This window comes from Pannonibacter phragmitetus, from assembly GCF_050510895.1.
In the GTDB taxonomy this organism is placed as follows: domain Bacteria; phylum Pseudomonadota; class Alphaproteobacteria; order Rhizobiales; family Stappiaceae; genus Pannonibacter; species Pannonibacter phragmitetus_B.
In genome coordinates this window covers 1439166-1461760 of sequence record NZ_JBNINT010000001.1, presented here as the reverse complement: position 1 = coordinate 1461760, position 22595 = coordinate 1439166, and the positions used below count along the sequence as shown (strand labels likewise).

Sequence of the window (22595 nt, the reverse complement as noted above, 5' to 3'; positions counted from 1 at the left end):
CGCCTCAGGCGGCGGCCAGGCATCTTGTTTCATTGCCTGCCGCCTCAGCGGTAGGGCGCATCCATTGCGATGTTGCGAGCGATTTCCCGCTCCCACCGGTCGCCATTCGCGAGCAGCTTTTCCTTGGAGTAGTAAAGCTCTTCGCGCGTCTCGGTGGCGAACTCGAAGTTCGGGCCCTCGACGATTGCATCCACCGGGCAGGCTTCCTGGCAGAAGCCGCAGTAGATGCACTTGACCATGTCAATGTCATAACGGGTGGTGCGGCGGGTACCATCGTTGCGGCGCGGGCCAGCTTCGATGGTGATTGCCTGCGCCGGGCAGATGGCTTCACACAGCTTGCAGGCGATGCAGCGCTCTTCCCCGTTGGGATAGCGCCGCAGGGCATGCTCGCCGCGGAAACGCGGGCTCACCGGCCCCTTCTCGAAGGGGTAGTTCACAGTCGGCTTCGGCTTGAAGAAGTAGCGCATGGCGAGAAAGAACGCCGATACGAACTCCTTCAAGAACAGCGACTTTATGGCCTGATCAAGTCCCATCGCCAGAGCCTCTTAACCTTCCTGCCGCTCAGCCCACGAGCTGAAATGCGGCCAGATACCCGATCACCGGAAAGAGGGTGACCGGAAGGATGAAAACCAGTTTGCGCAGGGCTGGCTCGAACCGTACGGCCCATCCGCCGCCCTTGCGCTTGTTCTTTTCGACCATCGCCGACAGCAACCCGTTCAGGATGCCGTAGTCGAGCCAGCCGATGTACAACCCGATGGCTGCCCCAATCAACCCGGCGACAGAAATCTCCATGGCCTTACGGGGCCCAGCCCATCACCTGCAGAACGCCGGCGACAACCACAACCATGATCAGCGACAGCGGCAGGAAGATCTTCCAGCCCAGACGCATCAGCTGGTCATAGCGGTAGCGCGGCACCATTGCCTTCACCATGGCGAACATGAAGAAGACAAGGAGCGACTTCAGCAGGAACCAGACAACGCCCGGCACCCAGGTGAAGGGAGCCACGTCCACCGGCGGCAGCCAGCCACCCATGAACAGGATGGTCATCATCGCGCACATCAGCGCAATCGACACATACTCGCCGAGCATGAACATCATGTACGGGGTGGAGCCGTATTCCACCATGAAGCCGGCCACGAGTTCCGACTCTGCTTCCGCCAGATCGAACGGAGGGCGGTTCGTTTCAGCCAGAGCCGAAATGAAGAACACCACGAACATCGGCAGCAGCGGCAGCCAGTACCAGTTCAGGATCGACAGCCAGGGAAGGCCAACGGCCGTCGCCAGGCCCGTCTTCTGGGAGTTGACGATCTCGGACAGGTTCAGCGAGCCGGCACAGAGCAGCACTGTGACAATCACGAGGCCGATGGACACTTCATAGGACACCATCTGAGCCGCAGAACGCAGGGCCGACAGGAAGGGATACTTCGAGTTGGACGCCCAGCCACCGATGATGATGCCGTACACGCCAAGCGAGGAGATGGCGAAAATGTAGAGAATGCCCACATTGATGTCGGCAACCACCCAGCCATCAGCAACCGGAACAACGGCCCAGGCGCTCAGCGCCAGAAGCACGGTGATCAGCGGCGCCAGCAGGAAAAGGCCCTTGTTCGAACCCGACGGAATGACCGGCTCCTTCAGCACGAACTTCAGAAGGTCGGCAAAGGACTGGAAAAGCCCCCAGGGGCCAACCACGTTCGGGCCACGGCGGATCTGCACGGCAGCCCAGATCTTGCGGTCGGCATAGAGGATGTAGGCGATGATCACGAGGAGCACCACCATCAGCAGCACGCTCTGGAACGCCATCCAGAGGAACGGCCAGCCGTAGGTCGTCATAAACTCCGACATCGTTGTCCCCTGCCCCTTATTCCGCAGCCGCCGCCAGGCGCGACTTGGCCAGCGCGGAGCATTCCGCCATGACCTTCGACGCACGTGCGATCGGGTTCGTCAGATAGAAGTCGCTGATCACATTGGTGAAGGCGACGGAGTTGGTCTTGCCGCCAAGGCCTGCCAGCGCTTCAACGTCAGCCGGGCTACTGGCCGCGATGGTGTCGATGGCCGCCATATGCGGGAATGCCTCGAAGAGCTTGGCGCGCAGCTGCGCCAGGCTGTCGAACGGCAGAGCCTTGCCGAGAACCGCAGACAGGGCACGCAGAACCGCCCAGTCTTCGCGTGCTTCGCCCGGGGGAAGCCTGCGCGGTCGCCCATCTGGACGCGGCCTTCGAGATTCACATAAAGGCCCGACTTCTCGGTATAGGCAGCACCCGGCAGGATGACGTCGGCGCGGTGGGCGCCCTTGTCACCATGAGTGCCCTGATAGACCACGAAGGCGCCAGCCGGGATCTCGATTTCGTCCACGCCGAGCAGGAACAGAACGTCGAGGCTGTTCTCCGCCAGGATCTGACCGGTCGACAGACCGCCCTCGCCCGGCACAAAGCCGATGTCGAGCGCGCCAACCTGAGCAGCTTCCGTGTGCAGGACACTGAAACCGTTCCAGTCTTCCCGGACTGCGCCGCGCGACTGGGCAAGCTTGGCCGCCAGCGACAGAACCGCAGCCCCGTCCGGACGGTTGATCGCGCCCTGACCGACGATGATCAGCGGCTTCTTCGCACCGGCGAGGAAGGACGCATCGTCAATGAGCGAAGCCAGAGTTTCGGGACCAGCGCCCTTGTAGGTGACCGGATAGGTGAGATCAGCGTTCTGGCCAATCACTGAAATCTGGACATTGCCCTTGACCCAGCGCTTGCGCAGCCGGGCGTTGAGCACCGGAGCTTCAAGGCGCGGGTTGGTGCCGATCAGAACGATGGCATCGGCCTCGTCGATCCCGGCAACCGTGGCGTTGAACAGATAGCTGGCACGGCCATGCTTGGGATGCAGCGGCGAGCCGGGGAAGCGGCTGTCGATGTTCTTCACACCGAGGCTGTCCATCAGGCTCTTCAGCGCAAACAGCTCTTCCACGCTGGACAGCTGACCGGCGAGCGCGCCGATCTTGTCAGCGGTGGTGGCCTTCACCTTGTCTGCGATGATCTGGAAGGCTTCGCTCCAGCTCACCGGAACCAGCTTGCCATCCTTGCGAGCGTAGGGCCGGTCGAGGCGCTGGGTCTTCAGGCCGTCCCAGATATAGCGGGACTTGTCCGAGAGCCACTCCTCGTTCACCTCGTCATTGAGGCGCGGCATGATGCGCATCACTTCGCGGCCACGGGTGTCAACGCGGATGGCAGAGCCGAGCGCGTCCATGACGTCGACGCTTTCCGTCTTCACCAGTTCCCAGGGACGGGCGTTGAATTCGTAGGGCTTGTGCGTCAGCGCACCGACCGGGCACAAGTCAGCAACGTTGCCCTGCATTTCTGAGGACAGAGCGGCTTCCAGATAGGTGGTGATCTCCGCATCTTCGCCACGGCCGATCAGGCCCATGTCGGCAACGCCACAGACTTCCGTGGTGAAACGGACGCAGCGCGTGCAGTGGATGCAGCGGGTCATGATGGTCTTGACCAGCGGACCGAGGTGCTTGTTCTCGACAGCGCGCTTGTTCTCAGCAAAACGCGAGCTGTCCACACCATAGGCCATAGCCTGGTCCTGAAGGTCGCACTCGCCGCCCTGGTCACAGATCGGGCAATCCAGCGGATGGTTGATGAGCAGGAACTCCATCACACCTTCGCGGGCCTTCTTGACCATCGGGCTCTTGGTCAGCACCACCGGCGGCTCGCCGTTCGGGCCGGGCCGCAGATCACGCACGCCCATGGCGCAGGAGGCCGTCGGCTTCGGGGGCCCGCCCTTCACTTCCACAAGGCACATGCGGCAGTTGCCGGCAATCGAAAGCCGGTCATGGTAGCAGAAACGCGGCACTTCCGCCCCTGCTTCCTCGCAGGCCTGCAACAGCGTGTAATCCGCCGGGACGTCAACTTCCTTGCCGTCGATGATCAGCTTTGTCATCACTTCGCCTCTTGTGCTGCGGTGTAGGCAGCCAGCAGTTCTGTGACCTCGATGCCGTTGATGGTCATTCCATCGAGACGGCAATCGTTGATAGAGGCCCCCGCCAGATTGGCGTTGGTTATACGAAACCCGGCCATATTCACGTCGTCATACCGTCCGCCGGACAGGTTTGCGTCGCTGTATGTACAGCCAGACAGATTGATGTTGCGGTAAGATCCACCAGACAGATTGACGTTCACGAACGCGCTTCCAGAAAGATTGACATCATCAAAGGACGACCCGGAAAGGTCGCTGCCTTTGACATCCATGCAATGCTTTTCATGGTGGATCTTCATCGCATCACTCCGCCGCAGCCAAGGCCTTGGGAGCCTTGGTCTTGGCCACGTAGTCGTCAATGCGGGCCTCGATCACGGGCCTGAAGTTCTTGATCAAGCCCTGGATCGGCCATGCAGCCGCATCGCCAAGGGCGCAGATCGTGTGACCTTCCACCTGCTTGGTGACGTTGAACAGCATGTCGATTTCCTCGCGAGAGGACTGGCCCTTGACCATGCGCTCCATGACACGCCACATCCAGCCGGTGCCTTCGCGGCACGGCGTGCACTGGCCGCAGCTCTCGTGCTTGTAGAAGTAGCTCAGGCGCGCAATCGCCTTGATGATATCGGTGGACTTGTCCATGACGATCACCGCCGCCGTGCCAAGGCCGGAGCCGAGGCCGCGCAGGGTATCGAAGTCCATGGCCGTGTCCTTGATCTGCTCGCCTGTGAGGCACGGAACGGACGAGCCGCCCGGGATCACTGCCAGCAGATTGTCCCAGCCACCGCGAATGCCGCCGCAGTGCTTTTCGATGAGTTCACTGAACGGAATGCCCAGCTCCTCCTCGACCGTGCAGGGACGGTTGACGTGGCCGGACACGCAGAACAGCTTCGTGCCTGCATTGTTCGGCTTGCCGAGACCGGAGAACCAGGAAGCGCCGCGGCGCAGGATCGTCGGAGAAACGGCGATCGACTCAACGTTGTTCACGGTGGTCGGGCAGCCATAGAGGCCGACGTTGGCCGGGAACGGCGGCTTCAGGCGCGGCTGGCCCTTCTTGCCTTCAAGGCTTTCGAGCAGCGCGGTCTCTTCACCGCAGATATAGGCACCTGCGCCGTGGTGGACGTAGATGTCGAAATCGTAGCCGTTCTTGTTGTTCTTGCCGATCAGGCCAGCGTCATAAGCCTGATCAATGGCTGCCTGCAGGCGCTCGCGCTCGCGGATGAACTCGCCGCGTACGTAGATGTAGGCAGCAATGGCACCCATGGCGAAGCCGGCGACGAGGCAGCCCTCGACCAGCGTGTGCGGGTCGTGGCGCAGGATCTCGCGGTCCTTGCAGGTGCCCGGCTCGGATTCGTCCGCATTGACCACCAGATAGGACGGGCGGCCGTCACTGGCCTTGGGCATGAAAGACCACTTGAGACCGGTCGGGAAGCCGGCGCCACCGCGCCCGCGCAGGCCCGAACTCTTCATCTCTTCGATGATCCAGTCACGGCCCTTCTCGATCAGCCCCTTGGTGTTGTCCCAATGGCCACGCTTGCGGGCGCCTTCAAGACCCCAATCGTGCAAGCCGTAGATATTGGTGAAGATCCGATCCTGATCCTTCAGCATCTTGCCTCTCTCACCCCTCGTTCTTGGCTGCAGCTTCTGCAGCCTTGCGGGCGGCCACTTCGGCCTTCACACGTGCAACTGACACTTCAGCCGAATCCGGTACACCGTTGAAATCCTTGCCACCGCCGTTGATCGACGGACCGGCAAAGGCGTGCGAAGCCTTCTCGGAGCCATCCACCACATGCGGTACGGGCAGAACACCTTGCGTGTCGTCGGCAATTTCGGTCAGCGACGTCGGGCCGCCTTCCGGAGCGCCGAAACGCCGGTTGATCTGCGGACCGGGCGTCACTTCACGGCCTGCGGAAATGTCGTCGATGAGCTTTTCAAGGCTCTCCGGCGTCAGATCCTCGTAGGTGTCCTTGAAGATCTGAACCATGGGCGCGTTGACGCAGGCACCAAGGCACTCGACCTCTTCCCAGGAGAAATTGCCGTCGGCCGACAGGTCATGCGCATGAGCCGCGATCTTCGACTTGCAAACGCGGATCAGGTCTTCCGCACCGCGCAGCTGGCAGGGCGTTGTTCCGCACACCTGGATGTGCGCCTTCTTGCCCACCGGCTGCAGCTGGAACATGGTGTAGAACGTCGCCACTTCCAGCACGCGGATGTGCGGCATGCCCAGCATTTCCGCGATGTAGCGGATTGCCGGCTCACTCACCCAGCCTTCGTTCTGTTCCTGCGCGCGCCACAAAAGCGGGATCACGGCCGAGGCCTGACGGCCAGCCGGGTAACGGTCGATCACCTTCTTCGCCCAAGCGAGATTTTCCGCTGTGAAAGCAAAGCTTTCAGGTTGTTCAGCGGCAAGTCTGCGAACCGCCATGGTCCTTTTCCCCGTTCCATGCCCTATGGGCCGCTGCCTCTCCGGTCCTGCCCGCGCCCCTACCCTCTTGCGAAGGTTTCGAGGCGGTCGAGCCAGAAGCGGCTGCGTGTGGCGAAGAAGTCGTAACCTCTGCGCCGGTTGGTCTTGATACGGTCCAACTCACCGAGCGGGCCGAGTTCAAAAATTCGCGTCCGGCATGGCCGAACAACCGCATTCCGCATTCCTCGCGCAAGTAGCGCGAAACGGCATGGCTGCGGTCGCTGCCATGCTCCTCGTAGATCACGAGCACATCGCGCATCAGAAGCGCCACGCCTCCGCGCAGTGCCTCGATCTCGACGCCTTCCACATCCAGCTTCAGGACCAGAGGCCCTTCCTGCGGAATGTGTCCATCATCCACGAGACGGTCGAGCGTAACCGAAAGAACCTCGCCCTTCGGCTCCACACCGGCCTGAGGCACGACGGACCGTGCCTCATGCTTGGCCCCGTAGAAACGGAGCACATCGTCATCCCGTCCGGCCACAGCCCTGTTAAGGCAGGTGACCTTGCCGCCGTTCGCCGCAACATTCGCCTCAAGGAGCGCGAACGTGGCAGGATCCAGCTCGATTGCAGCCGCCCTGTGCCGGCCAAACTGCTCACTGGTCACCTTGAGCGACCAATATCCATAATTGGCACCACAATCGATGAAGGCATAGTCACAGTCCTTCACCGCCAGCAGAACCGCTTCCACCTCCTCCTCGTAGGTATCACGAGGATCCAGCAGAAGTCCCCAATAGCCGTCGCCATAAGGGAAGCAGAACGTCATGTCCTGCGTGAACCTGACGGCCACCTTCCGGTGGCTTGGCAGCAGGCAGCGGATCAGCCGCGCCGCATGCGAAAACCCCAGATCATCCAGCGGACGCAGCATCTTGGCTGCCATCCGCGTCAGAACCAACCCTGCGTGTTCCACCAGCGTCGCGTCCGAGATGGCGCCGCTTGCCTTGTCCACGCTGATCGGGGCTCCGGTCAGGTCCATGCCCTAGCGGTCGACCTCCCCGAACACGATATCGAGCGAGCCGAGCACTGCGGAAATGTCGGCCAGCTGATGCCCGCGGCAGAGGAAATCCATCGCCTGGAGATGGCTATAACCTGGCGCCTTGATCTTGCAACGGTACGGCTTGTTGGTGCCATCCGCCACGATGTAGACGCCGAACTCGCCCTTAGGCGCTTCAACGGCGGCGTAAACTTCGCCAGCCGGCACGTGGTAGCCTTCTGTGTAGAGCTTGAAGTGGTGAATGAGCGCTTCCATCGACCGCTTCATCTCGCCCCGCTTCGGCGGCACGATCTTGCCATCCATGGACGAGACCGGACCGGTCTCCTTGGTCAGGCGCTCAAGGCACTGCTTCATGATTCGGATAGACTGGCGCATCTCTTCCATGCGGATGAGATAACGATCGTAGCAGTCGCCGTTCTTGCCGATCGGAATGTCGAAATCGAGATCGCCGTAGCACTCGTAGGGCTGAGACTTGCGCAGATCCCAGGCTGCCCCCGAGCCACGCACCATGACGCCCGAGAAGCCCCAGGCCCATGCATCTTCCAGAGATACGACACCGATATCGACGTTGCGCTGCTTGAAGATGCGGTTGTCGGTCAGAAGACCGTCGATATCATCAAGCGTCTGCAGGAACGGATCGCAGAAATCCCAGATATCATCGAGCAGCTGGCGCGGCAGATCCTGGTGGATGCCGCCCGGACGAACGAAGGCAGCATGCATGCGCGCGCCGCAGGCCCGCTCATAGAACACCATGAGCTCTTCACGCGGCTCAAAGCCCCACAGCGGCGGCGTCAGTGCGCCTACGTCCATGGCCTGCGTCGTCACGTTGAGCAGATGCGACAGGATGCGGCCGATCTCCGAGTAAAGAACACGGATCAGCTGCCCGCGCATCGGCACGGTGATTCCCAGCATGCGCTCCACGGCCAGGGCAAAGGCATGCTCCTGGTTCATCGGCGCCACGTAGTCGAGGCGGTCGAAATAGGGAACTGCCTGCAGATAGGTCTTCTGCTCGATCAGCTTCTCGGTGCCGCGGTGCAGCAGACCGATATGCGGATCAACGCGCGTCACCACTTCGCCGTCCAGTTCCAGCACAAGGCGCAGCACGCCGTGCGCCGCCGGATGCTGCGGGCCGAAGTTGATGTTGAAATTGCGAACCTGAGCCTCAGCCATGCCGCCCGCCCTTAATTCGTCGTTGCCTTCTCATCGCCGGGAAGCACGTAGTCGGTGCCTTCCCAGGGCGAGAGAAAGTCGAAGTTGCGGAATTCCTGTGTGAGCCGGACCGGCTCATAGACAACGCGCTTCTTGTCGTCGTCATAGCGCACTTCCACATAACCGGTTACAGGGAAGTCCTTGCGCAGCGGATGGCCGTCGAAACCGTAATCGGTCAGAATACGGCGCAGATCCGGATGGCCGGAGAAGAGAATACCATACATGTCGTAGGCTTCGCGCTCGAACCACTCGGCACCGGGGAAGACAGGCGTCAGCGACGGCACGGGCGTGTCTTCGTCTGTTGCCACCTTCACACGGATGCGCTGGTTCTGAACCGGCGAAAGGAAGTGGTAGACAACGTCAAAGCGCTTGTCGCGGAAGGGATAATCCACACCGCAAATATCCGTCAGATTGACGAACTTGCAGCTCGCGTCATCGCGCAGGAAACGCACCACATCGATGATATCCTGGGCCGGAACGGTCAGCGTCAGCTCGCCATAGGCAACCTGCCACGACAACAACCGGTCTTTCAGCGCCAGCCCGATATGCTCGCCGAGTTCCTTCAGCGTCTCGTCCATCGTTTTGTTCCCGACCCTTCCGGACCTGTCGGCGCGGATCCCTCAACCCGCACCCTTGCATTCTACACGATGCTGCCCGGGCCTTGCGCCCGGACGGCCTTAGCGTTCGATCGTGCCTGTGCGGCGGATCTTCTTCTGCAGCATCATCACGCCGTAAAGCAGCGCTTCTGCCGTCGGCGGGCAGCCAGGGACATAGATGTCCACCGGCACGATACGGTCACAACCGCGCACCACCGAATAGGAATAGTGATAATAGCCGCCACCATTGGCACAGGAGCCCATGGAGATGACATAGCGCGGCTCCGGCATCTGGTCATAGACCTTGCGAAGCGCAGGCGCCATCTTGTTGGTCAGCGTGCCGGCGACAATCATCACGTCAGACTGGCGCGGGCTGGCACGCGGCGCAAAGCCGAACCGCTCCGCGTCATAGCGCGGCATCGACATCTGCATCATTTCCACAGCACAGCAGGCCAGGCCGAACGTCATCCACATCAGCGAGCCGGTACGGGCCCACTGAATGAGGCTTTCGGTCGAGGTGACCAGAAAGCCCTTGTCGGCCAGCTCGTCATTGACCTGCATGAAGAAGGCATCGGAAGCCCCGACGGGCTTGCCGGTGGCCGGATCGATCACACCCTTGGGAGCGGGTGCGACCAGAGTGCCCGAAGACGTGGTCAGTCCCATTCCAGAGCCCCCTTCTTCCACTCATAAATAAAGCCGATGGTCAGCACACCGAGGAAAGTCATCATCGACCAGAAGCCGAGCCAGCCCAGATCCCCGAACACAACCGCCCAGGGGAAGAGGAAGGCCACTTCCAGATCAAAGATGATGAACAGGATCGACACCAGATAGAAGCGCACATCAAACTTCATGCGCGCATCGTCAAAGGCGTTGAAGCCACACTCATAGGCCGACAGTTTTTCCGGATCCGGATTGGAATAAGCCAGCAAAAACGGCGACACCAACAGCGCCAGGCCAATGACCAGCGCAATGCCGATGAAGACGGCAATCGGGAGATAGTCCCGCAACAGATCTTCCATGTCTTTCGCGTCCTTGCACTTGGCGGGCCGGATCGGGAGGAGATCCGGTGCTTCCGGCACGTGTCCACTCATAGGAGCACGACTCGAGCCTGTCAAACGCCCCGATTTTACCAACATGCGAGCGCACGCTTAGCTCACACGCATGGGCAACGCAAGAGCCGAAAGCAGTGCGCGCAATGACTTGCGGGAACCGGCCACCGGAAACGACACCGGAAAGCCCCACCTTCCCTACGGCAACAATGCGGGCTGCATCTCCTGTCGAAGGGCACTTAGCGCAGAAACCCCACAAGAAAAGAACCTGCCGGCACATAACTGCGCGGCGAACCGCCACACCGGCAGCCATCATCCAGTCCGCCGGATGAGCTTTTGATAAACGTGGAAAGTTTTACAAGACATGAAAAAAGCCCCATAGAGGGGCTTCATCAAGTTTCGTAAGTGGCGCGAGTGACGGGGCTCGAACCCGCGACCTCCGGCGTGACAGGCCGGCACTCTAACCAACTGAGCTACACCCGCACACTTTACGAAACGGTTGCCAAACCCTCACAAAGGGAATGGCGCGAGTGACGGGGCTCGAACCCGCGACCTCCGGCGTGACAGGCCGGCACTCTAACCAACTGAGCTACACCCGCTTCGTTTCCCCCGCAGCAGCCTTCCGGCGCCGCGAAGTGGTGCCGATGTACGGCGCCCCCAGATGGAAGTCAAGCACCCCTGAACCGGCAAATGACCATTTTTTCCAAACCGGCCAAAAACCGGGTTTTTGGCCGGGCACCACTGTGGATAAAACCAAGGCAGCGCAGCGGGCGGCAATCTGCACAAACTTACGTAGAAAAATACAACCAGAAGAAATCATTTTCACTTATCTCTATAAGTTTAAACCCTCGAGTTGAATGGCATATTTGTTAACGACCTTGCGGCACTTTAGCAGCACGCTCTCTATTTTTACCGGAGTTCATAATGAAGATCCTGCCATCCTCGGTCTCGGGGAAGCTATATGGACTGGTCGCGTTCTTTGCGGCTTGTTTCATTCTTGTCATTTCGTACCAGCTTTGGAACTTGCGGACGAATTTGATGCAGTTCAAGAGCTCCGAAGTTCGCAGTCTTGTAGATGCTGCGATTGGTATCGCAGATACATACAACCAGCTCGCCAAGAAAGGTGAGATGTCCATCGAAGATGCGCAGGCTGAAGCAAAGACAGCCATTCGCGGCATCAAGTTTGACGGTGACAACTATATCTTCGTCTACGATGAGAAAGGTGTCCGCCTGATACACGCTCAAAAGCCGGACACGGAAGGAACCAACCGGTGGGACACGAAAGACTCTCAGGGTAAATATCACATTCGCGAATTTATCGACGTAGCGACGAAAAGCGGTGGCGGCTATGTTGATTATTATTACGAAGCGCCCACAGGCGGACATTTCCCAAAAACAAGCTATGTTGGATACTACAAAGATTGGGGATGGGTGTTCGGGTCCGGCATTCTATTTGACAACGTCAACGCACTTTATTGGGATCAGGTCATCAAAAGCGTCAGCTTGACCTTTATTCTTCTTGCCGCAGCACTCACGCTTAGCCTCTTCCTTGCGAAGTCGATTGCGAACCCGCTGAAGCGCCTTAGTGCACAGATGCTTCGCATCGCGGACAATCATCTGGACGAGCCGGTTGAAGGGACGGACCGGTCTGACGAAGTCGGAAGCATGAGCCGCGCCGTTGAGGTGTTCCGCGAAAACGGTCTCACCCGCCAGAAGCTGGAAAACCAGACGGAAGCAGACCGGCTGCGGGAACATGAGCGCCAGGAGGCCATTGCGCGCCTCATCGAGAATTTCCAGATCGAGATCGCAGCAGGCTCTTGGCGTGGTTGCCGAGAACACGGGCCGCCTGAATGAGGCTGCCGTTGCTCTCAAGCAGATTGCCACGCGCACAGAGGAAAGCTCTGGCAGCGCCGCAGCCGCCTCCGAACAGGCAACCGCCAACGTGCAGACCGTCGCGTCCGCCGCTGAAGAGCTTTCCGCCTCCATCGGCGAGATCAACCGCCAGGTCACTCAGAGCAGCGTGATCGTCGGCAAGGCGACCACCAGCGCTGCCCAGTCGAATCAGAAGGTTGCCAGCCTCGACGCGGCGGCCCAGAAGATCGGCGAGGTTGTCAGCCTCATTCAGGCCATTGCCGAGCAGACAAACCTTCTGGCCCTCAATGCCACTATCGAGGCCGCGCGCGCAGGCGAGGCCGGCAAGGGATCTCGCCGTCGTCGCTGCCGAAGTGAAGGAACTGGCAAACCAGACCTCAAAGGCGACGGAAGAAATCTCCTCGCAGATCTCCGCGATCCAGGCCTCGACCCGCGAAACCGTTGCCGTGATCGAAGAGATCACCGACATCATGCAAGAGGTGAATGGTTACACAGGCGCCATTGCAGGGGCCGTTGACGAGCAGGGCAAGGCGACGCAGGAAATCTCTTCCAACGTGCAGGAAGCCGCTCAGGGCACACGCATGGCGACGGAAAACATGCATCATGTGGCCGACGGCGCGACGCGCACAGCGCAGACGGCGGAAGACGTGCTGCAGAACTCCACCCAGACAGCCCGAAGCACGGAAGACCTGCGCAACCGCATCGAAACCTTCCTGCGGGCCGTAGCGGCAGCCTGATCAGCGCTCTGGCGGGATTCCCCTGCCCTCCACAGTCAAAAACCGGCGGATCGCTCCGCCGGTTTTTTATTTGGGGATTCGCCTGCCGGATTCGGGCTGCCTCCAAGCTCCGCAAGCAGAAAAGAAGGCTCCTCCGGTGACACAGCCCCCATCAAGCGCAGGCCAAAGCCTTTCGATGCCGTAACACTGCACAGCTTATCAACAGCTGGACCACAGGGTTCCAACGGGCTTTTCAAGAGCCTTGCCAACAGCAGGACAGACCGAACCGTACTTCAGGCTCGCATATCGATTTGTATGGGAAGAAAGAATGGTGGGCGGTGAGAGACTCGAACTCCCGACATCCTCGGTGTAAACGAGGCGCTCTACCAACTGAGCTAACCGCCCGGCACTGATGGCCAGCCGGATCAAGGCGATCCGGAAGCCCGTCTTTTAGGGGCATTGGTCTGGCTTGGCAAGAGCCTAAACGCCCCGATTTGTTTTTACCGCAGGCTCTGGATAACCTGTTGATGGAAGGGCTTCAAACACCTTGAAGATGGCTGGAAACCGGCCTTCTGCCGCACCCGGCAGATCAGGAAAGGCGTCCTGCCCTTCCCTTCTTTCTTCCCTGTTTATACCCCGGTGCCAGCGAAACAGAAAAACCCGCGCATGGCATCCATACGCGGGTTTTCGGATAAGCCTTGCCGGGTCCGCGCAAGCGGGCCGGCAACAGCTCCGGAACTGCCTCAGCCGTTCACAGCGTCCTTGAGGCCCTTACCGGCCTTGAACTTCGGCGTCTTGGAAGCCGGGATCTTGATCGTTTCGCCAGTGCGCGGGTTACGGCCCTCGGTGGCAGCACGCTCGGAAACCGAGAAGTTGCCAAAGCCGATGATGCGGACTTCGTCACCGCCCTTGAGCGCCTGGGTCACGGCGTCGAACGTGGCGTCGACGGCTTCACCGGCCTGAGCCTTGGTCAGGCCAGTCTTCTCAGCCACGGCCGCGATCAGATCGTTCTTGTTCATAGCAGTCCCTTTCTACAAAACGGCGGAAAGCAGGCGATTCTCGCCAAAGCCGCTGGCCGGAAATTCGTGCGAAACAGACGGCAAAGCAAGCCATTTTTTCGCAGAAAACCGCCATTTTCACCCGATTCTACAAGAAAAAGCCCCGGCACAGGCCGGGGCTTCAATTATTTCATGCGTTCACGATTCAATGTGCAATCAAACCGGACGCATCATCATCGCTATTGCGCTGATCAGAGGTTGCAGCAGCCTGGGCCGCTTCATCCCATTCGATCGCCTCCGGCATGCGCAGAAGGGCCGTCTTCAGGACCTGCTCCATGCTGGAGACCGGGATGATTTCCAGCCCGTTCTTCACGCTGTCCGGAATATCCGCCAGATCCTTGGCGTTGTCCTCCGGGATCATCACGGTCTTGATACCGCCACGCAGCGCAGCCAGCAGCTTCTCCTTCAGCCCGCCAATCGGCAGGATGCGGCCGCGCAGGGTGATCTCACCCGTCATCGCCACGTCCCGGCGGACCGGAATTCCGGTCATGACCGAGATGACAGCAGTGGCCATGGCAATGCCGGCCGACGGGCCATCCTTCGGCGTTGCGCCTTCCGGCACGTGCACGTGGATGTCACGCTTGTCGAACAGCGGCGGCTGGATGCCGAAATCAACCGCACGCGAACGCACGTAGGATGCAGCCGCAGAGATCGATTCCTTCATCACCTCACGCAGATTGCCCGTGACCGTCATCTTGCCCTTGCCGGGCATCATGACGCCTTCAATGGTCAGCAGTTCGCCGCCCACTTCCGTCCAAGCAAGTCCGGTGACGACACCGACCTGATCCTCAAGTTCGGCCTGACCATAGCGGTAGCGCGGAACGCCGAGATACTTCTCGACAAGCGCCTCGTCCACATGAACCGTCTTCACGCCGGTCATGAGGATGTCCTTCACTGCCTTACGGGCCAGCGTTGCCAGTTCGCGCTCAAGATTACGCACCCCGCTTCGCGGGTGTAGCGACGAATCACGAAACGCAGTGCCTCTTCGCTGACAGAGAACTCACCGTCCTTCAGGCCATGGTCCCTTTCGGACTTCGGCAGCAGATGGCGGCGGGAGATCTCCAGCTTCTCATCTTCCGTGTAACCGGCGATGCGGATGATCTCCATACGATCCATCAGCGGACCGGGGATGTTCAGCGTGTTGGCTGTCGTCACGAACATCACGTCCGAAAGGTCATACTCGACCTCCAGATAGTGGTCCATGAAGGTGCTGTTCTGCTCCGGATCCAGCACTTCAAGCAGTGCCGAAGACGGATCGCCGCGGAAATCCATACCCATCTTGTCGATTTCATCGAGCAGGAAGAGCGGATTGGACCGCTTGGCCTTCTTCATCGACTGGATGACCTTGCCGGGCATCGAGCCGATGTAGGTGCGCCGGTGGCCGCGAATCTCGGCTTCATCCCGCACGCCGCCCAGCGAGATGCGTACGAATTCGCGTCCCGTTGCCTTGGCGATGGACTTGCCGAGCGAGGTCTTGCCAACGCCCGGAGGGCCGACGAGGCAGAGGATCGGCCCCTTCAGCTTGTTGGCGCGAGCCTGCACAGCCAGATACTCGACGATGCGCTCCTTGACCTTGTCGAGGCCGAAGTGATCGGTATCCAGCACCTTTTCCGCCAGCGACAGATCGTGCTTGACCTTGCTCCTCTTGCCCCAGGGAATGCCCAGCAGCCAGTCCAGATAGTTGCGCACCACCGTGGCTTCCGCCGACATGGGGCTCATCTGCTTCAGCTTCTTGACTTCGGCCTGGGCACGCTCGCGCGCTTCCTTGCTGAGCTTGGTCTTCTTGATGCGCTCTTCCAGTTCGGCCAGCTCGTCGCGGCCATCCTCGCCGTCGCCAAGCTCCTTCTGGATCGCCTTCATCTGCTCGTTGAGATAGTACTCTCGCTGGGTCTTCTCCATCTGGCGCTTGACGCGCGAGCGGATGCGCTTTTCCACCTGCAGGACGGAGATTTCACTTTCCATCAGCCCCAGCACGCGCTCCAGACGCTCGGCCACCGAAACGATGGCCAGAATGTCCTGCTTCTCCGGGATCTTGATGGCAAGGTGCGAGGCAATGGTGTCAGCCAGCTTCGAGTAATCCTCGATCTGGTTGATCGTACCCAGCACCTCCGGCGAAACCTTCTTGTTCAGCTTCACGTAGTTCTCGAACTCGGCGACGACGGAACGCGCCAGCGCCTCGATCTCGATGTTCTCGCCATCCTTCTCGGGCAGCACAACGGCTTCAGCCTCGTAGAAATCCTCGCGGCCGGTGTAGTTGGTGATCTTCGCGCGCGCGCCGCCCTCAACCAGCACCTTGACGGTGTTGTCGGGAAGCTTCAGCAGCTGCAGCACGGTCGCCAGTGTACCGACTTCGTAGATCTGATCCGTCGCCGGATCATCGTCCGCCGCGTTGATCTGAGTGGCCAGAAGAATGTGCTTGTCGGACGTCATGACCTCTTCGAGGGCGCGGATCGATTTTTCTCGGCCGACAAACAGGGGCACGATCATGTGCGGAAACACGACAATGTCGCGCAGCGGCAGCACCGGATAAACCGTCTTGTCCGCCTCGTTGAGGGAGCGCGTTTCAGATTCGCTCATGTCCATTCCTTTCTTGCCGCACCGCCGCGTCCTGGGAGGGGGACCGCGTACGGCGCTTTGGGATGGCCCTCCGGTCCCGGGGTGGTCCGGATGAGGGCCGGCTGATCCCGCCTCACATGAGCACGAATGTCAGCCGCCAAACCATCGTCATGGTCTATTAGGTGGACACCCGCACCATGGGTGTCAAGGCAAGGCAGCAATATCCCTTCAGCTTGCCTGTTGACGACCGGGCCGCAGCCTGAGCTTACCCGCCAGACGCGTGTGAAAACCGCGATTCTGCGCCCCGGAGGAAACAGAAATGCCGCCCGGAGGCGGCATTTCAGAACTGTGTGAACACAAGGCCGGAAGGCTCAGGCACTCGTTGCCGTGGTTTCGGCGCGGTCCTCGTAGATGTAGAGCGGGCGGGCCTTGCCATCCACCACTTCGGGGGAGATGACAACTTCCTTGACGCCTTTGAGGCCGGGCAGCTCGTACATGGTGTCGAGCAGGATCGCCTCAAGAATGGAGCGCAGCCCGCGGGCACCCGTCTTGCGCTCGATGGCGCGGCGGGCAATCGCCTTGAGGGCTTCATCGTGGAAGGTCAGTTCCACGTTCTCCATCTCGAACAGGCGCTGGTACTGCTTGACCAGAGCATTCTTCGGCTCGGTCAGGATCGTCACCAGCGCTTCCTCATCGAGGTCTTCCAGCGTCGCAATGACCGGCAGACGGCCGACAAACTCCGGAATCAGGCCGAACTTCAGCAGATCCTCGGGCTCCAGCTCGGAGAACAGCTCGCCGATCCGGCGGTCTTCCGGGCCCACCACATTGGCCTTGAAGCCAATGGTGGACTTGCGGCCGCGGTCGGAGATGATCTTGTCGAGACCGGCAAAGGCGCCGCCGCAGATGAACAGGATGTTCGTCGTATCCACCTGCAGAAACTCCTGCTGGGGATGCTTGCGGCCACCTTGCGGCGGGACGGAAGCCACGGTGCCTTCCATGATCTTCAGCAGAGCCTGCTGCACGCCTTCACCCGACACGTCACGTGTGATGGACGGGTTGTCGGCCTTGCGGCTGATCTTGTCCACTTCGTCGATGTAGACGATGCCGCGCTGCGCCCGCTCGACATTGTAGTCGGCAGCCTGAAGCAGCTTGAGGATGATGTTCTCAACGTCCTCACCCACATAGCCGGCTTCCGTCAGCGTTGTGGCATCGGCCATGGTGAAAGGCACATCCAGGATACGCGCGAGCGTCTGGGCAAGCAGCGTCTTGCCGCAGCCCGTGGGGCCGCAAAGCAGGATGTTGGACTTGGCCAGTTCGACGTCGTTGTTCTTGCTGGCGTGATTCAGACGCTTGTAGTGGTTGTGAACAGCCACGGACAGCACCTTCTTGGCGCTGTTCTGTCCGATCACGTAATCATCGAGGACACGGCGAATCTCTTGCGGCGTCGGAATCCCGTCGCGCGATTTCACCAGCGAGGACTTGTTCTCCTCGCGTATGATGTCCATGCACAGCTCGACACATTCATCGCAGATGAAAACAGTCGGACCGGCGATCAGCTTGCGAACTTCATGCTGGCTCTTGCCGCAGAACGAGCAGTAGAGCGTATTCTTGGAGTCGCTGCCGCTGGCCTTCGTCATCTATTCAACCCCGCAGGTTCCGGAAGGGGCACGCCCCTCCCTTTCTGTCTCCCGAAGCAGGCCCGTCCAGCCGCTCCGGTTCCGGTCCGAGACCGCATTTCCGGCCTTTACGAACAAACATGCTCCATGCTTCGCCCGTAAAGATCAACATTCGTTTAAGCCGGTCATCCAAACAATGACCTGTTGAAGGAAGAGGAGCCGGCAAAGCTCCCCTGCCCTCAATTGCCTCAGGCGCTTTCGCCGCCAGCGAGGCTGTTACGGTCCGCAATCACATTGTCGATGATGCCGAATTCCTTTGCAGTATCGGCTGTCATGAAGTTATCGCGCTCCAGAGCCTCTTCCACCTGGTCGAGGGTCTGGCCCGTGTGCTTCACGTAAATTTCATTGAGGCGGCGCTTCAGGCTCAGGATTTCCTTCGCATGCAGCATGATGTCGGACGCCTGGCCACGGAACCCGCCAGACGGCTGATGCACCATGACGCGTGCGTTCGGCAGCGCAAAGCGGGACCCCTTGTGGCCGGCTGCCAGCAGCAGCGAGCCCATGGATGCAGCCTGACCGATGCAAAGCGTCGACACTTCCGGCCGGATGAACTGCATCGTGTCGTAGATCGCAAGGCCAGCCGTCACGAGGCCGCCGGGCGAATTGATGTAGATTGAAATTTCCTTCGTCGGGTTTTCCGACTCAAGGAACAGCAGCTGCGCGCAGATCAGCGTCGCCATATGATCCTCGACCGGGCCGGTGAGGAAAATGATGCGTTCCTTCAGGAGGCGCGAGTAGATGTCGAAGGCCCGTTCGCCGCGGCTGGTCTGCTCGACGACCATCGGCACGAGCGTGTTCGTGTAGAATTCGACAGGATCCTGCATACCTCATCCATCTTCTGGCTTTGCCGCCCGCAGGCCACCGGGGCGCGGACAGACAGCGTTGAAACGCATCTTCGTCAGTCAGGCACCGCACCGTTGCACGGCCCTTTGAGTCGAAAAAGCGACACCCATACATAGGGGATGCCGCCAGCAACTCAAGACTGTTGCAGATGCGGCGTGAAGGCAAGGTTAAAGCCCTCACGCCGCATCGCCAAGTCCCTATGGGATCAGTTCGAGGCAGCCTCGTCCTCGTCTTCGGCGACGAGCTTCTCCAGCTCTTCCTTGGTGACGGTCTTGTCGGTCACCTTGGCGAGGGAGAGGATGAAGTCGACGACCTTTTCCTCATAGATCGGAGCGCGCAGCGAGGCGAGAGCCTGCGGATTGCTCTTGTAGAACTCGAACACCTGACGCTCCTGGCCGGGGAACTGGCGCACGCGGTCATAGAGCGCGCGCTGGACTTCCTCGTCCGTCACTTCGATCTTGTTCTTCTCGCCGATCTCGGAGAGCACCAGACCCAGGCGCACGCGGCGCTCGGCAATCTTGCGGTAGTCGGCCTTGGCAGCCTCTTCCGTGGTGCCTTCCTCTTCGAAGGTCTTGCCGTTGCGCTTCATGTCGGCCTCGACCTGGTTCCAGATGTTCTGGAATTCGGTCTCCAGCAGCTTGGACGGCAGTTCGAACGAGTAGGACTCGTCCATCTTGTCCAGCAGCTGGCGCTTGATGCGCTGGCGGGTCATGGCGCCGAACTGGCTTTCGATCTGGCCGCGGATGATGCCCTTCAGGCTGTCCAGCGACTCAAGGCCGAGGCTCTTGGCGAAGTCTTCGTCGATCTTCACGTCACCGGGGGCGGCAACGTCCTTCAGGACGATGTCGAAGGTGACTTCCTTGCCGGCGAGCTGAGCGGCCGGATAGTCTTCCGGGAAGGTCACGGAGATGACCTTTTCCTCACCCTGCTTCATGCCGAGGACGCCGTCCTCGAAGCCGGGGATGAACTGGCCGGAGCCGAGCACCAGCTGGCCATTCTCGTCAGCGCCGCCATCGAAGGGAACGCCGTCGAGCTTGCCCAGGTAGGACATGGTGACGCGGTCGCCGTTTTCAGCAACGGCGCCTTCGCCCTTGCTCTCGAACGGACGGTTGCTCTCTGCGATCGCAGAGACCTGCTCCATCACGCCTTCTTCGGAAATCTCGACAACCGGACGCTCGATCTCGATGCCGGAGAAGTCGATGATGTCGAACTGCGGCAGCAGGTCGTAGCTCATCTTGAAGGCGAGGTCGGCATTGCCTTCCAGGATCGCCTCTGCCTCATTATCCGGCAGGTCGATCTCGGGCTGCAGGGCCGGGCGCTCATTGCGCTCTTCAATGGCCTTCTGGCTGGTTTCCTGAATCGTGTTGCTCAGGATCTCTGCCATGGCCTGACGGCCGTACATGCGCTTCAGATGCGCGGCCGGGACCTTGCCCGGACGGAAGCCGTTGATGCGCACCTTGGACTTCAGTTCGTCGAGGTACGTTTCAAGCTTGGCCGCCAGTTCGGTCGCCGGAATAACGACTTTCAGTTCGCGCTTGAGGCCCTCGGAAAGGGTTTCGGTCACCTGCATGGTAGTATGCTTCGTCCTCGGTATGGAACCAGCGTTCCATCTTCGTGTTTTCGATCAGCCCATGACGGGCCTCTTTAAAAGGGGGCCGCTACGTTCTGGACCAGTTCATCTCTGGACCGGTGCCCAGATCGGCTGCCTGCGGCCGGCACTCCTCAAGACCCATGACTTGGTGCGGGCGGAGGGACTTGAACCCCCACGGCTTACGCCACCAGAACCTAAATCTGGCGTGTCTACCAGTTCCACCACGCCCGCGACGCCCCTGAACATGATGCAGTCAGGCCTTGCGAGCCGGAACGGCAGGATCATGCACGGGGCATTGAGTCTGGAACGTTTTCCGCACAGCAGGCCGTTACCTGCCGCAAAAAACGCTCAACAGCGCCCGTAGCCAAGGCGGGGCCTCTATAGCACCCGTCCCTGCCGCATCAAAGCAAAAATGGCGGCTGCTGCCATTTCTACGCGGAAAGCTCCCGCACCACATCCTTGAGAGCCGGCAAAAGGTCATCCGCGATCAGTCCGGCCCCTGCAATCTCTGCCGCACGGCCATGCATCCACACCCCCATGGCCGCAGCCTCAAAGGCAGGTACGCCCTGCGCCAGCAGCCCGGTGACGATTCCGGCCAGAACATCGCCAGAGCCGGCCGTTGCCAGCCAGGCTGTGCCATTGGCGTTGATGACCGCACGCCCGTCCGGAGCGGCAATCACAGTGTCGGGGCCTTTGTATATGACGACTGAGGAACTGCGCTGTGCTGCGGCACGGGCGGCATCCAGCTTGCCGAGCCCCGAGACCGGAGGCGGCAAGTCCGGGAAAAGACGGGCGAACTCGCCGGCATGCGGCGTCAGCACCGGCGGCTGAGCGCCGCCATACAGCCTCTTTTCAACAGTAACGAAAAGGGACGTCTCAGATCCTGCAAAACTCGAAAGCGCGTCGGCATCCAGCACAAGCGCCTTGCCGGACGCGGCAAGATCGAGCACCGCAGCCTGGGTATCCGCCCCCAGCCCGGCACCTGGCCCATAGACAAGCGCCGTAATGCGGCTGTCGGACAGAAGCTCCGCCAGCGCGCCTTCCCCACGCAAGGGATGCAGCATGACGGTGGTCAGATGGTTCGCCAGGATCATGGTGGCCGAAGGTTCGCAGGCGACCGTCACAAGCCCTGCCCCGCAACGCAAGGCCGCCATGGCTGATAGGCGTATGGCACCAGTTGCGTGAGCCGGACCAGAGACGGCCACCGCATGGCCACGGGAGAACTTGTGCCCATCCACCCGCGGCCGCGGCACAAGAGCACCCCAGACCTGCGGCCCGTTCTGCCAGCACCCTGGCCCGCCAGCCTTCAAAACCGTTTCATTGGCAATGCCGATATCGCAAACCTCAACATGACCGCATAAAACACGCCCCGGCAACAGCAGGTGGCCTGGCTTCAGCCGGCAGAAGGTGACAGTGCGTACAGCCTTGACCGCAACGCCCCTCACCTCCCCCGTCGCGCCATCAAGTCCGCTCGGCACATCGACGCTCAGCACCGGGAAGCCTGAGGCATTGAGACCATTGACCAGTTCCAGTTCATATCCACCGACAGGACGGGAGAGGCCTGCACCAAAAAGGGCATCAATCACCAGCGGAGCATCTGCCCCTGGGCTGTCGCGAAAGGGATTGGCGCCAGCCTCCAGAAACCGGATGCCATCGGCGGCCTCTTCCCCCATGCGCCGCCAGGCACTCCAGGCATCACCAGAAAGCTGTTCTGGTGGCCCGCAAAGAAGCAGCATCACCGGCACACCCTCAAGCGCCAGCAGCCGGGCAGCAACGAAACCATCACCGCCGTTGTTTCCGGGCCCGCAGAGCACCAGCACTCCCTGCCCCGGCACCAGCATGGCCCGCGCCGCATCGGCTACACCGCGACCAGCGCGCTCCATCAGCTCGAGACCCGGCGTACCCGCCTCGATCGTCAACGCATCTGCGCGGCGCATTTCCTGCGGAGTGAGCAATTCGACACCCGGCACCATGACATATCCCCAAACACCTTCTGAAACGGGCGTCAGA

18 protein-coding genes, 4 tRNA genes and 3 pseudogenes are annotated in these 22595 nt (G+C 60.6%); 3 read left to right on the top strand and 22 right to left on the bottom strand.

The window, feature by feature from the left end:
- Positions 1-44: 44 nt before the first annotated feature.
- The 14 genes and pseudogenes from nuoI to ACQB61_RS06815 all read right to left on the bottom strand — a co-directional run bounded on the left by nuoI (position 45) and on the right by ACQB61_RS06815 (position 10872).
- A complete protein-coding gene (nuoI, locus tag ACQB61_RS06880; RefSeq protein WP_019964670.1) occupies positions 45-533 on the bottom strand; it encodes an NADH-quinone oxidoreductase subunit NuoI in 489 nt (162 codons plus the stop codon).
- A gap of 28 nt (positions 534-561) precedes the next feature.
- On the bottom strand, positions 562-792 hold the full coding sequence (locus tag ACQB61_RS06875) for a hypothetical protein (RefSeq protein ID WP_430512024.1): 231 nt from the start codon (positions 790-792) through the stop codon (positions 562-564).
- A 4-nt stretch (positions 793-796) separates the two neighbouring features.
- On the bottom strand, positions 797-1846 hold the full coding sequence (gene nuoH / locus ACQB61_RS06870; RefSeq protein WP_430512023.1) for an NADH-quinone oxidoreductase subunit NuoH: 1050 nt from the start codon (positions 1844-1846) through the stop codon (positions 797-799).
- A gap of 16 nt (positions 1847-1862) precedes the next feature.
- Positions 1863-3931, bottom strand: a pseudogene (nuoG, locus tag ACQB61_RS06865) (NADH-quinone oxidoreductase subunit NuoG).
- Positions 3931-4266, bottom strand: a complete 336-nt coding sequence (locus ACQB61_RS06860) for a pentapeptide repeat-containing protein (protein WP_430512022.1) — start codon at positions 4264-4266, stop codon at positions 3931-3933. Before ACQB61_RS06860 ends, nuoG begins: the two are co-directional and overlap by 1 nt.
- Positions 4267-4270: 4 nt before the next feature.
- Complete coding sequence (gene nuoF, locus ACQB61_RS06855) at positions 4271-5572, bottom strand: NADH-quinone oxidoreductase subunit NuoF (protein WP_430512021.1); 1302 nt, start codon at positions 5570-5572, stop codon at positions 4271-4273.
- Positions 5573-5582: 10 nt separating this feature from the next.
- Complete coding sequence (gene nuoE, locus ACQB61_RS06850) at positions 5583-6389, bottom strand: NADH-quinone oxidoreductase subunit NuoE (RefSeq protein ID WP_430512020.1); 807 nt, start codon at positions 6387-6389, stop codon at positions 5583-5585.
- The gene (locus tag ACQB61_RS06845) at positions 6364-7401 is read right to left on the bottom strand and encodes an FkbM family methyltransferase (RefSeq protein ID WP_430512019.1); all 1038 of its coding nucleotides are present in this window, start codon (positions 7399-7401) and stop codon (positions 6364-6366) included. The genes nuoE and ACQB61_RS06845 overlap by 26 nt, the downstream gene beginning before the upstream one ends.
- A gap of 3 nt (positions 7402-7404) precedes the next feature.
- A complete protein-coding gene (locus ACQB61_RS06840) occupies positions 7405-8589 on the bottom strand; it encodes an NADH-quinone oxidoreductase subunit D (protein ID WP_430512018.1) in 1185 nt (394 codons plus the stop codon).
- Between the two features lie 11 nt (positions 8590-8600).
- Entirely contained in the window at positions 8601-9206 is a 606-nt protein-coding gene (locus tag ACQB61_RS06835) for an NADH-quinone oxidoreductase subunit C (protein WP_050473200.1), read from the bottom strand.
- 99 nt (positions 9207-9305) lie between these two features.
- A complete protein-coding gene (locus ACQB61_RS06830) occupies positions 9306-9887 on the bottom strand; it encodes a NuoB/complex I 20 kDa subunit family protein (RefSeq protein ID WP_430512017.1) in 582 nt (193 codons plus the stop codon).
- On the bottom strand, positions 9878-10243 hold the full coding sequence (locus ACQB61_RS06825) for an NADH-quinone oxidoreductase subunit A (RefSeq protein WP_430512016.1): 366 nt from the start codon (positions 10241-10243) through the stop codon (positions 9878-9880). Before ACQB61_RS06825 ends, ACQB61_RS06830 begins: the two co-directional genes overlap by 10 nt.
- 436 nt (positions 10244-10679) lie before the next feature.
- Positions 10680-10756: transfer RNA gene (locus tag ACQB61_RS06820), tRNA-Asp, on the bottom strand.
- A 39-nt stretch (positions 10757-10795) separates the two neighbouring features.
- Positions 10796-10872 (bottom strand) — tRNA-Asp (locus tag ACQB61_RS06815).
- Positions 10873-11197: 325 nt separating this feature from the next.
- On the opposite strand from ACQB61_RS06815, the gene ACQB61_RS06810 reads away from it, so the two are divergent.
- The 3 genes and pseudogenes from ACQB61_RS06810 (at position 11198) to ACQB61_RS06800 (ending at position 12882) form a co-directional block, all read left to right on the top strand.
- A complete protein-coding gene (locus ACQB61_RS06810; protein ID WP_430512015.1) occupies positions 11198-12127 on the top strand; it encodes a cache domain-containing protein in 930 nt (309 codons plus the stop codon).
- A gap of 232 nt (positions 12128-12359) precedes the next feature.
- Positions 12360-12517 (top strand): annotated as a pseudogene (locus ACQB61_RS06805) (methyl-accepting chemotaxis protein); the annotation flags it as partial.
- A 74-nt stretch (positions 12518-12591) separates the two neighbouring features.
- Positions 12592-12882 (top strand): hypothetical protein, encoded by a 291-nt coding sequence (locus tag ACQB61_RS06800; RefSeq protein WP_430514448.1) that lies wholly within the window; start codon positions 12592-12594, stop codon positions 12880-12882.
- A gap of 308 nt (positions 12883-13190) precedes the next feature.
- Here the strand turns inward: ACQB61_RS06800 and ACQB61_RS06795 are convergent.
- The 8 genes and pseudogenes from ACQB61_RS06795 to ACQB61_RS06760 all read right to left on the bottom strand — a co-directional run bounded on the left by ACQB61_RS06795 (position 13191) and on the right by ACQB61_RS06760 (position 22558).
- A tRNA-Val gene (locus ACQB61_RS06795) sits at positions 13191-13266 on the bottom strand.
- A 338-nt stretch (positions 13267-13604) separates the two neighbouring features.
- A complete protein-coding gene (locus tag ACQB61_RS06790) occupies positions 13605-13880 on the bottom strand; it encodes an HU family DNA-binding protein (RefSeq protein WP_430512014.1) in 276 nt (91 codons plus the stop codon).
- 184 nt (positions 13881-14064) lie between these two features.
- A pseudogene (lon, locus tag ACQB61_RS06785) lies at positions 14065-16502 on the bottom strand (endopeptidase La).
- A 344-nt stretch (positions 16503-16846) separates the two neighbouring features.
- Complete coding sequence (gene clpX / locus ACQB61_RS06780; protein ID WP_334249935.1) at positions 16847-18112, bottom strand: ATP-dependent Clp protease ATP-binding subunit ClpX; 1266 nt, start codon at positions 18110-18112, stop codon at positions 16847-16849.
- Positions 18113-18339: 227 nt separating this feature from the next.
- On the bottom strand, positions 18340-18975 hold the full coding sequence (gene clpP / locus ACQB61_RS06775; RefSeq protein WP_430512013.1) for an ATP-dependent Clp endopeptidase proteolytic subunit ClpP: 636 nt from the start codon (positions 18973-18975) through the stop codon (positions 18340-18342).
- A 224-nt stretch (positions 18976-19199) separates the two neighbouring features.
- Positions 19200-20564 carry a trigger factor gene (tig, locus tag ACQB61_RS06770; protein ID WP_430512012.1) on the bottom strand — a complete coding sequence of 455 codons (1365 nt, stop codon included), beginning with the start codon at positions 20562-20564 and terminating at the stop codon, positions 19200-19202.
- 167 nt (positions 20565-20731) lie between these two features.
- A tRNA-Leu gene (locus tag ACQB61_RS06765) sits at positions 20732-20816 on the bottom strand.
- Between the two features lie 200 nt (positions 20817-21016).
- Positions 21017-22558 carry an NAD(P)H-hydrate dehydratase gene (locus ACQB61_RS06760; protein WP_430512011.1) on the bottom strand — a complete coding sequence of 514 codons (1542 nt, stop codon included), beginning with the start codon at positions 22556-22558 and terminating at the stop codon, positions 21017-21019.
- Positions 22559-22595: the final 37 nt, after the last annotated feature.

What these genes read in the sequence shown, in the direction of transcription:
- ACQB61_RS06860 (WP_430512022.1), bottom strand. Translation starts at nt 4,266, where the DNA reads ATGAAGATCCACCATGAAAAGCATTGCATGGATGTCAAAGGCAGCGAC.
- ACQB61_RS06875 (WP_430512024.1), bottom strand. Translation starts at nt 792, where the DNA reads ATGGAGATTTCTGTCGCCGGGTTGATTGGGGCAGCCATCGGGTTGTAC.
- tig (WP_430512012.1), bottom strand. Translation starts at nt 20,564, where the DNA reads ATGCAGGTGACCGAAACCCTTTCCGAGGGCCTCAAGCGCGAACTGAAA.
- ACQB61_RS06810 (WP_430512015.1), top strand. Translation starts at nt 11,198, where the DNA reads ATGAAGATCCTGCCATCCTCGGTCTCGGGGAAGCTATATGGACTGGTC.
- ACQB61_RS06760 (WP_430512011.1), bottom strand. Translation starts at nt 22,558, where the DNA reads ATGGTGCCGGGTGTCGAATTGCTCACTCCGCAGGAAATGCGCCGCGCA.
- ACQB61_RS06845 (WP_430512019.1), bottom strand. Translation starts at nt 7,401, where the DNA reads ATGGACCTGACCGGAGCCCCGATCAGCGTGGACAAGGCAAGCGGCGCC.
- nuoH (WP_430512023.1), bottom strand. Translation starts at nt 1,846, where the DNA reads ATGTCGGAGTTTATGACGACCTACGGCTGGCCGTTCCTCTGGATGGCG.
- ACQB61_RS06835 (WP_050473200.1), bottom strand. Translation starts at nt 9,206, where the DNA reads ATGGACGAGACGCTGAAGGAACTCGGCGAGCATATCGGGCTGGCGCTG.
- ACQB61_RS06790 (WP_430512014.1), bottom strand. Translation starts at nt 13,880, where the DNA reads ATGAACAAGAACGATCTGATCGCGGCCGTGGCTGAGAAGACTGGCCTG.
- ACQB61_RS06840 (WP_430512018.1), bottom strand. Translation starts at nt 8,589, where the DNA reads ATGGCTGAGGCTCAGGTTCGCAATTTCAACATCAACTTCGGCCCGCAG.
- ACQB61_RS06830 (WP_430512017.1), bottom strand. Translation starts at nt 9,887, where the DNA reads ATGGGACTGACCACGTCTTCGGGCACTCTGGTCGCACCCGCTCCCAAG.
- nuoI (WP_019964670.1), bottom strand. Translation starts at nt 533, where the DNA reads ATGGGACTTGATCAGGCCATAAAGTCGCTGTTCTTGAAGGAGTTCGTA.
- clpX (WP_334249935.1), bottom strand. Translation starts at nt 18,112, where the DNA reads ATGACGAAGGCCAGCGGCAGCGACTCCAAGAATACGCTCTACTGCTCG.
- clpP (WP_430512013.1), bottom strand. Translation starts at nt 18,975, where the DNA reads ATGCAGGATCCTGTCGAATTCTACACGAACACGCTCGTGCCGATGGTC.
- nuoE (WP_430512020.1), bottom strand. Translation starts at nt 6,389, where the DNA reads ATGGCGGTTCGCAGACTTGCCGCTGAACAACCTGAAAGCTTTGCTTTC.
- nuoF (WP_430512021.1), bottom strand. Translation starts at nt 5,572, where the DNA reads ATGCTGAAGGATCAGGATCGGATCTTCACCAATATCTACGGCTTGCAC.
- ACQB61_RS06825 (WP_430512016.1), bottom strand. Translation starts at nt 10,243, where the DNA reads ATGGAAGATCTGTTGCGGGACTATCTCCCGATTGCCGTCTTCATCGGC.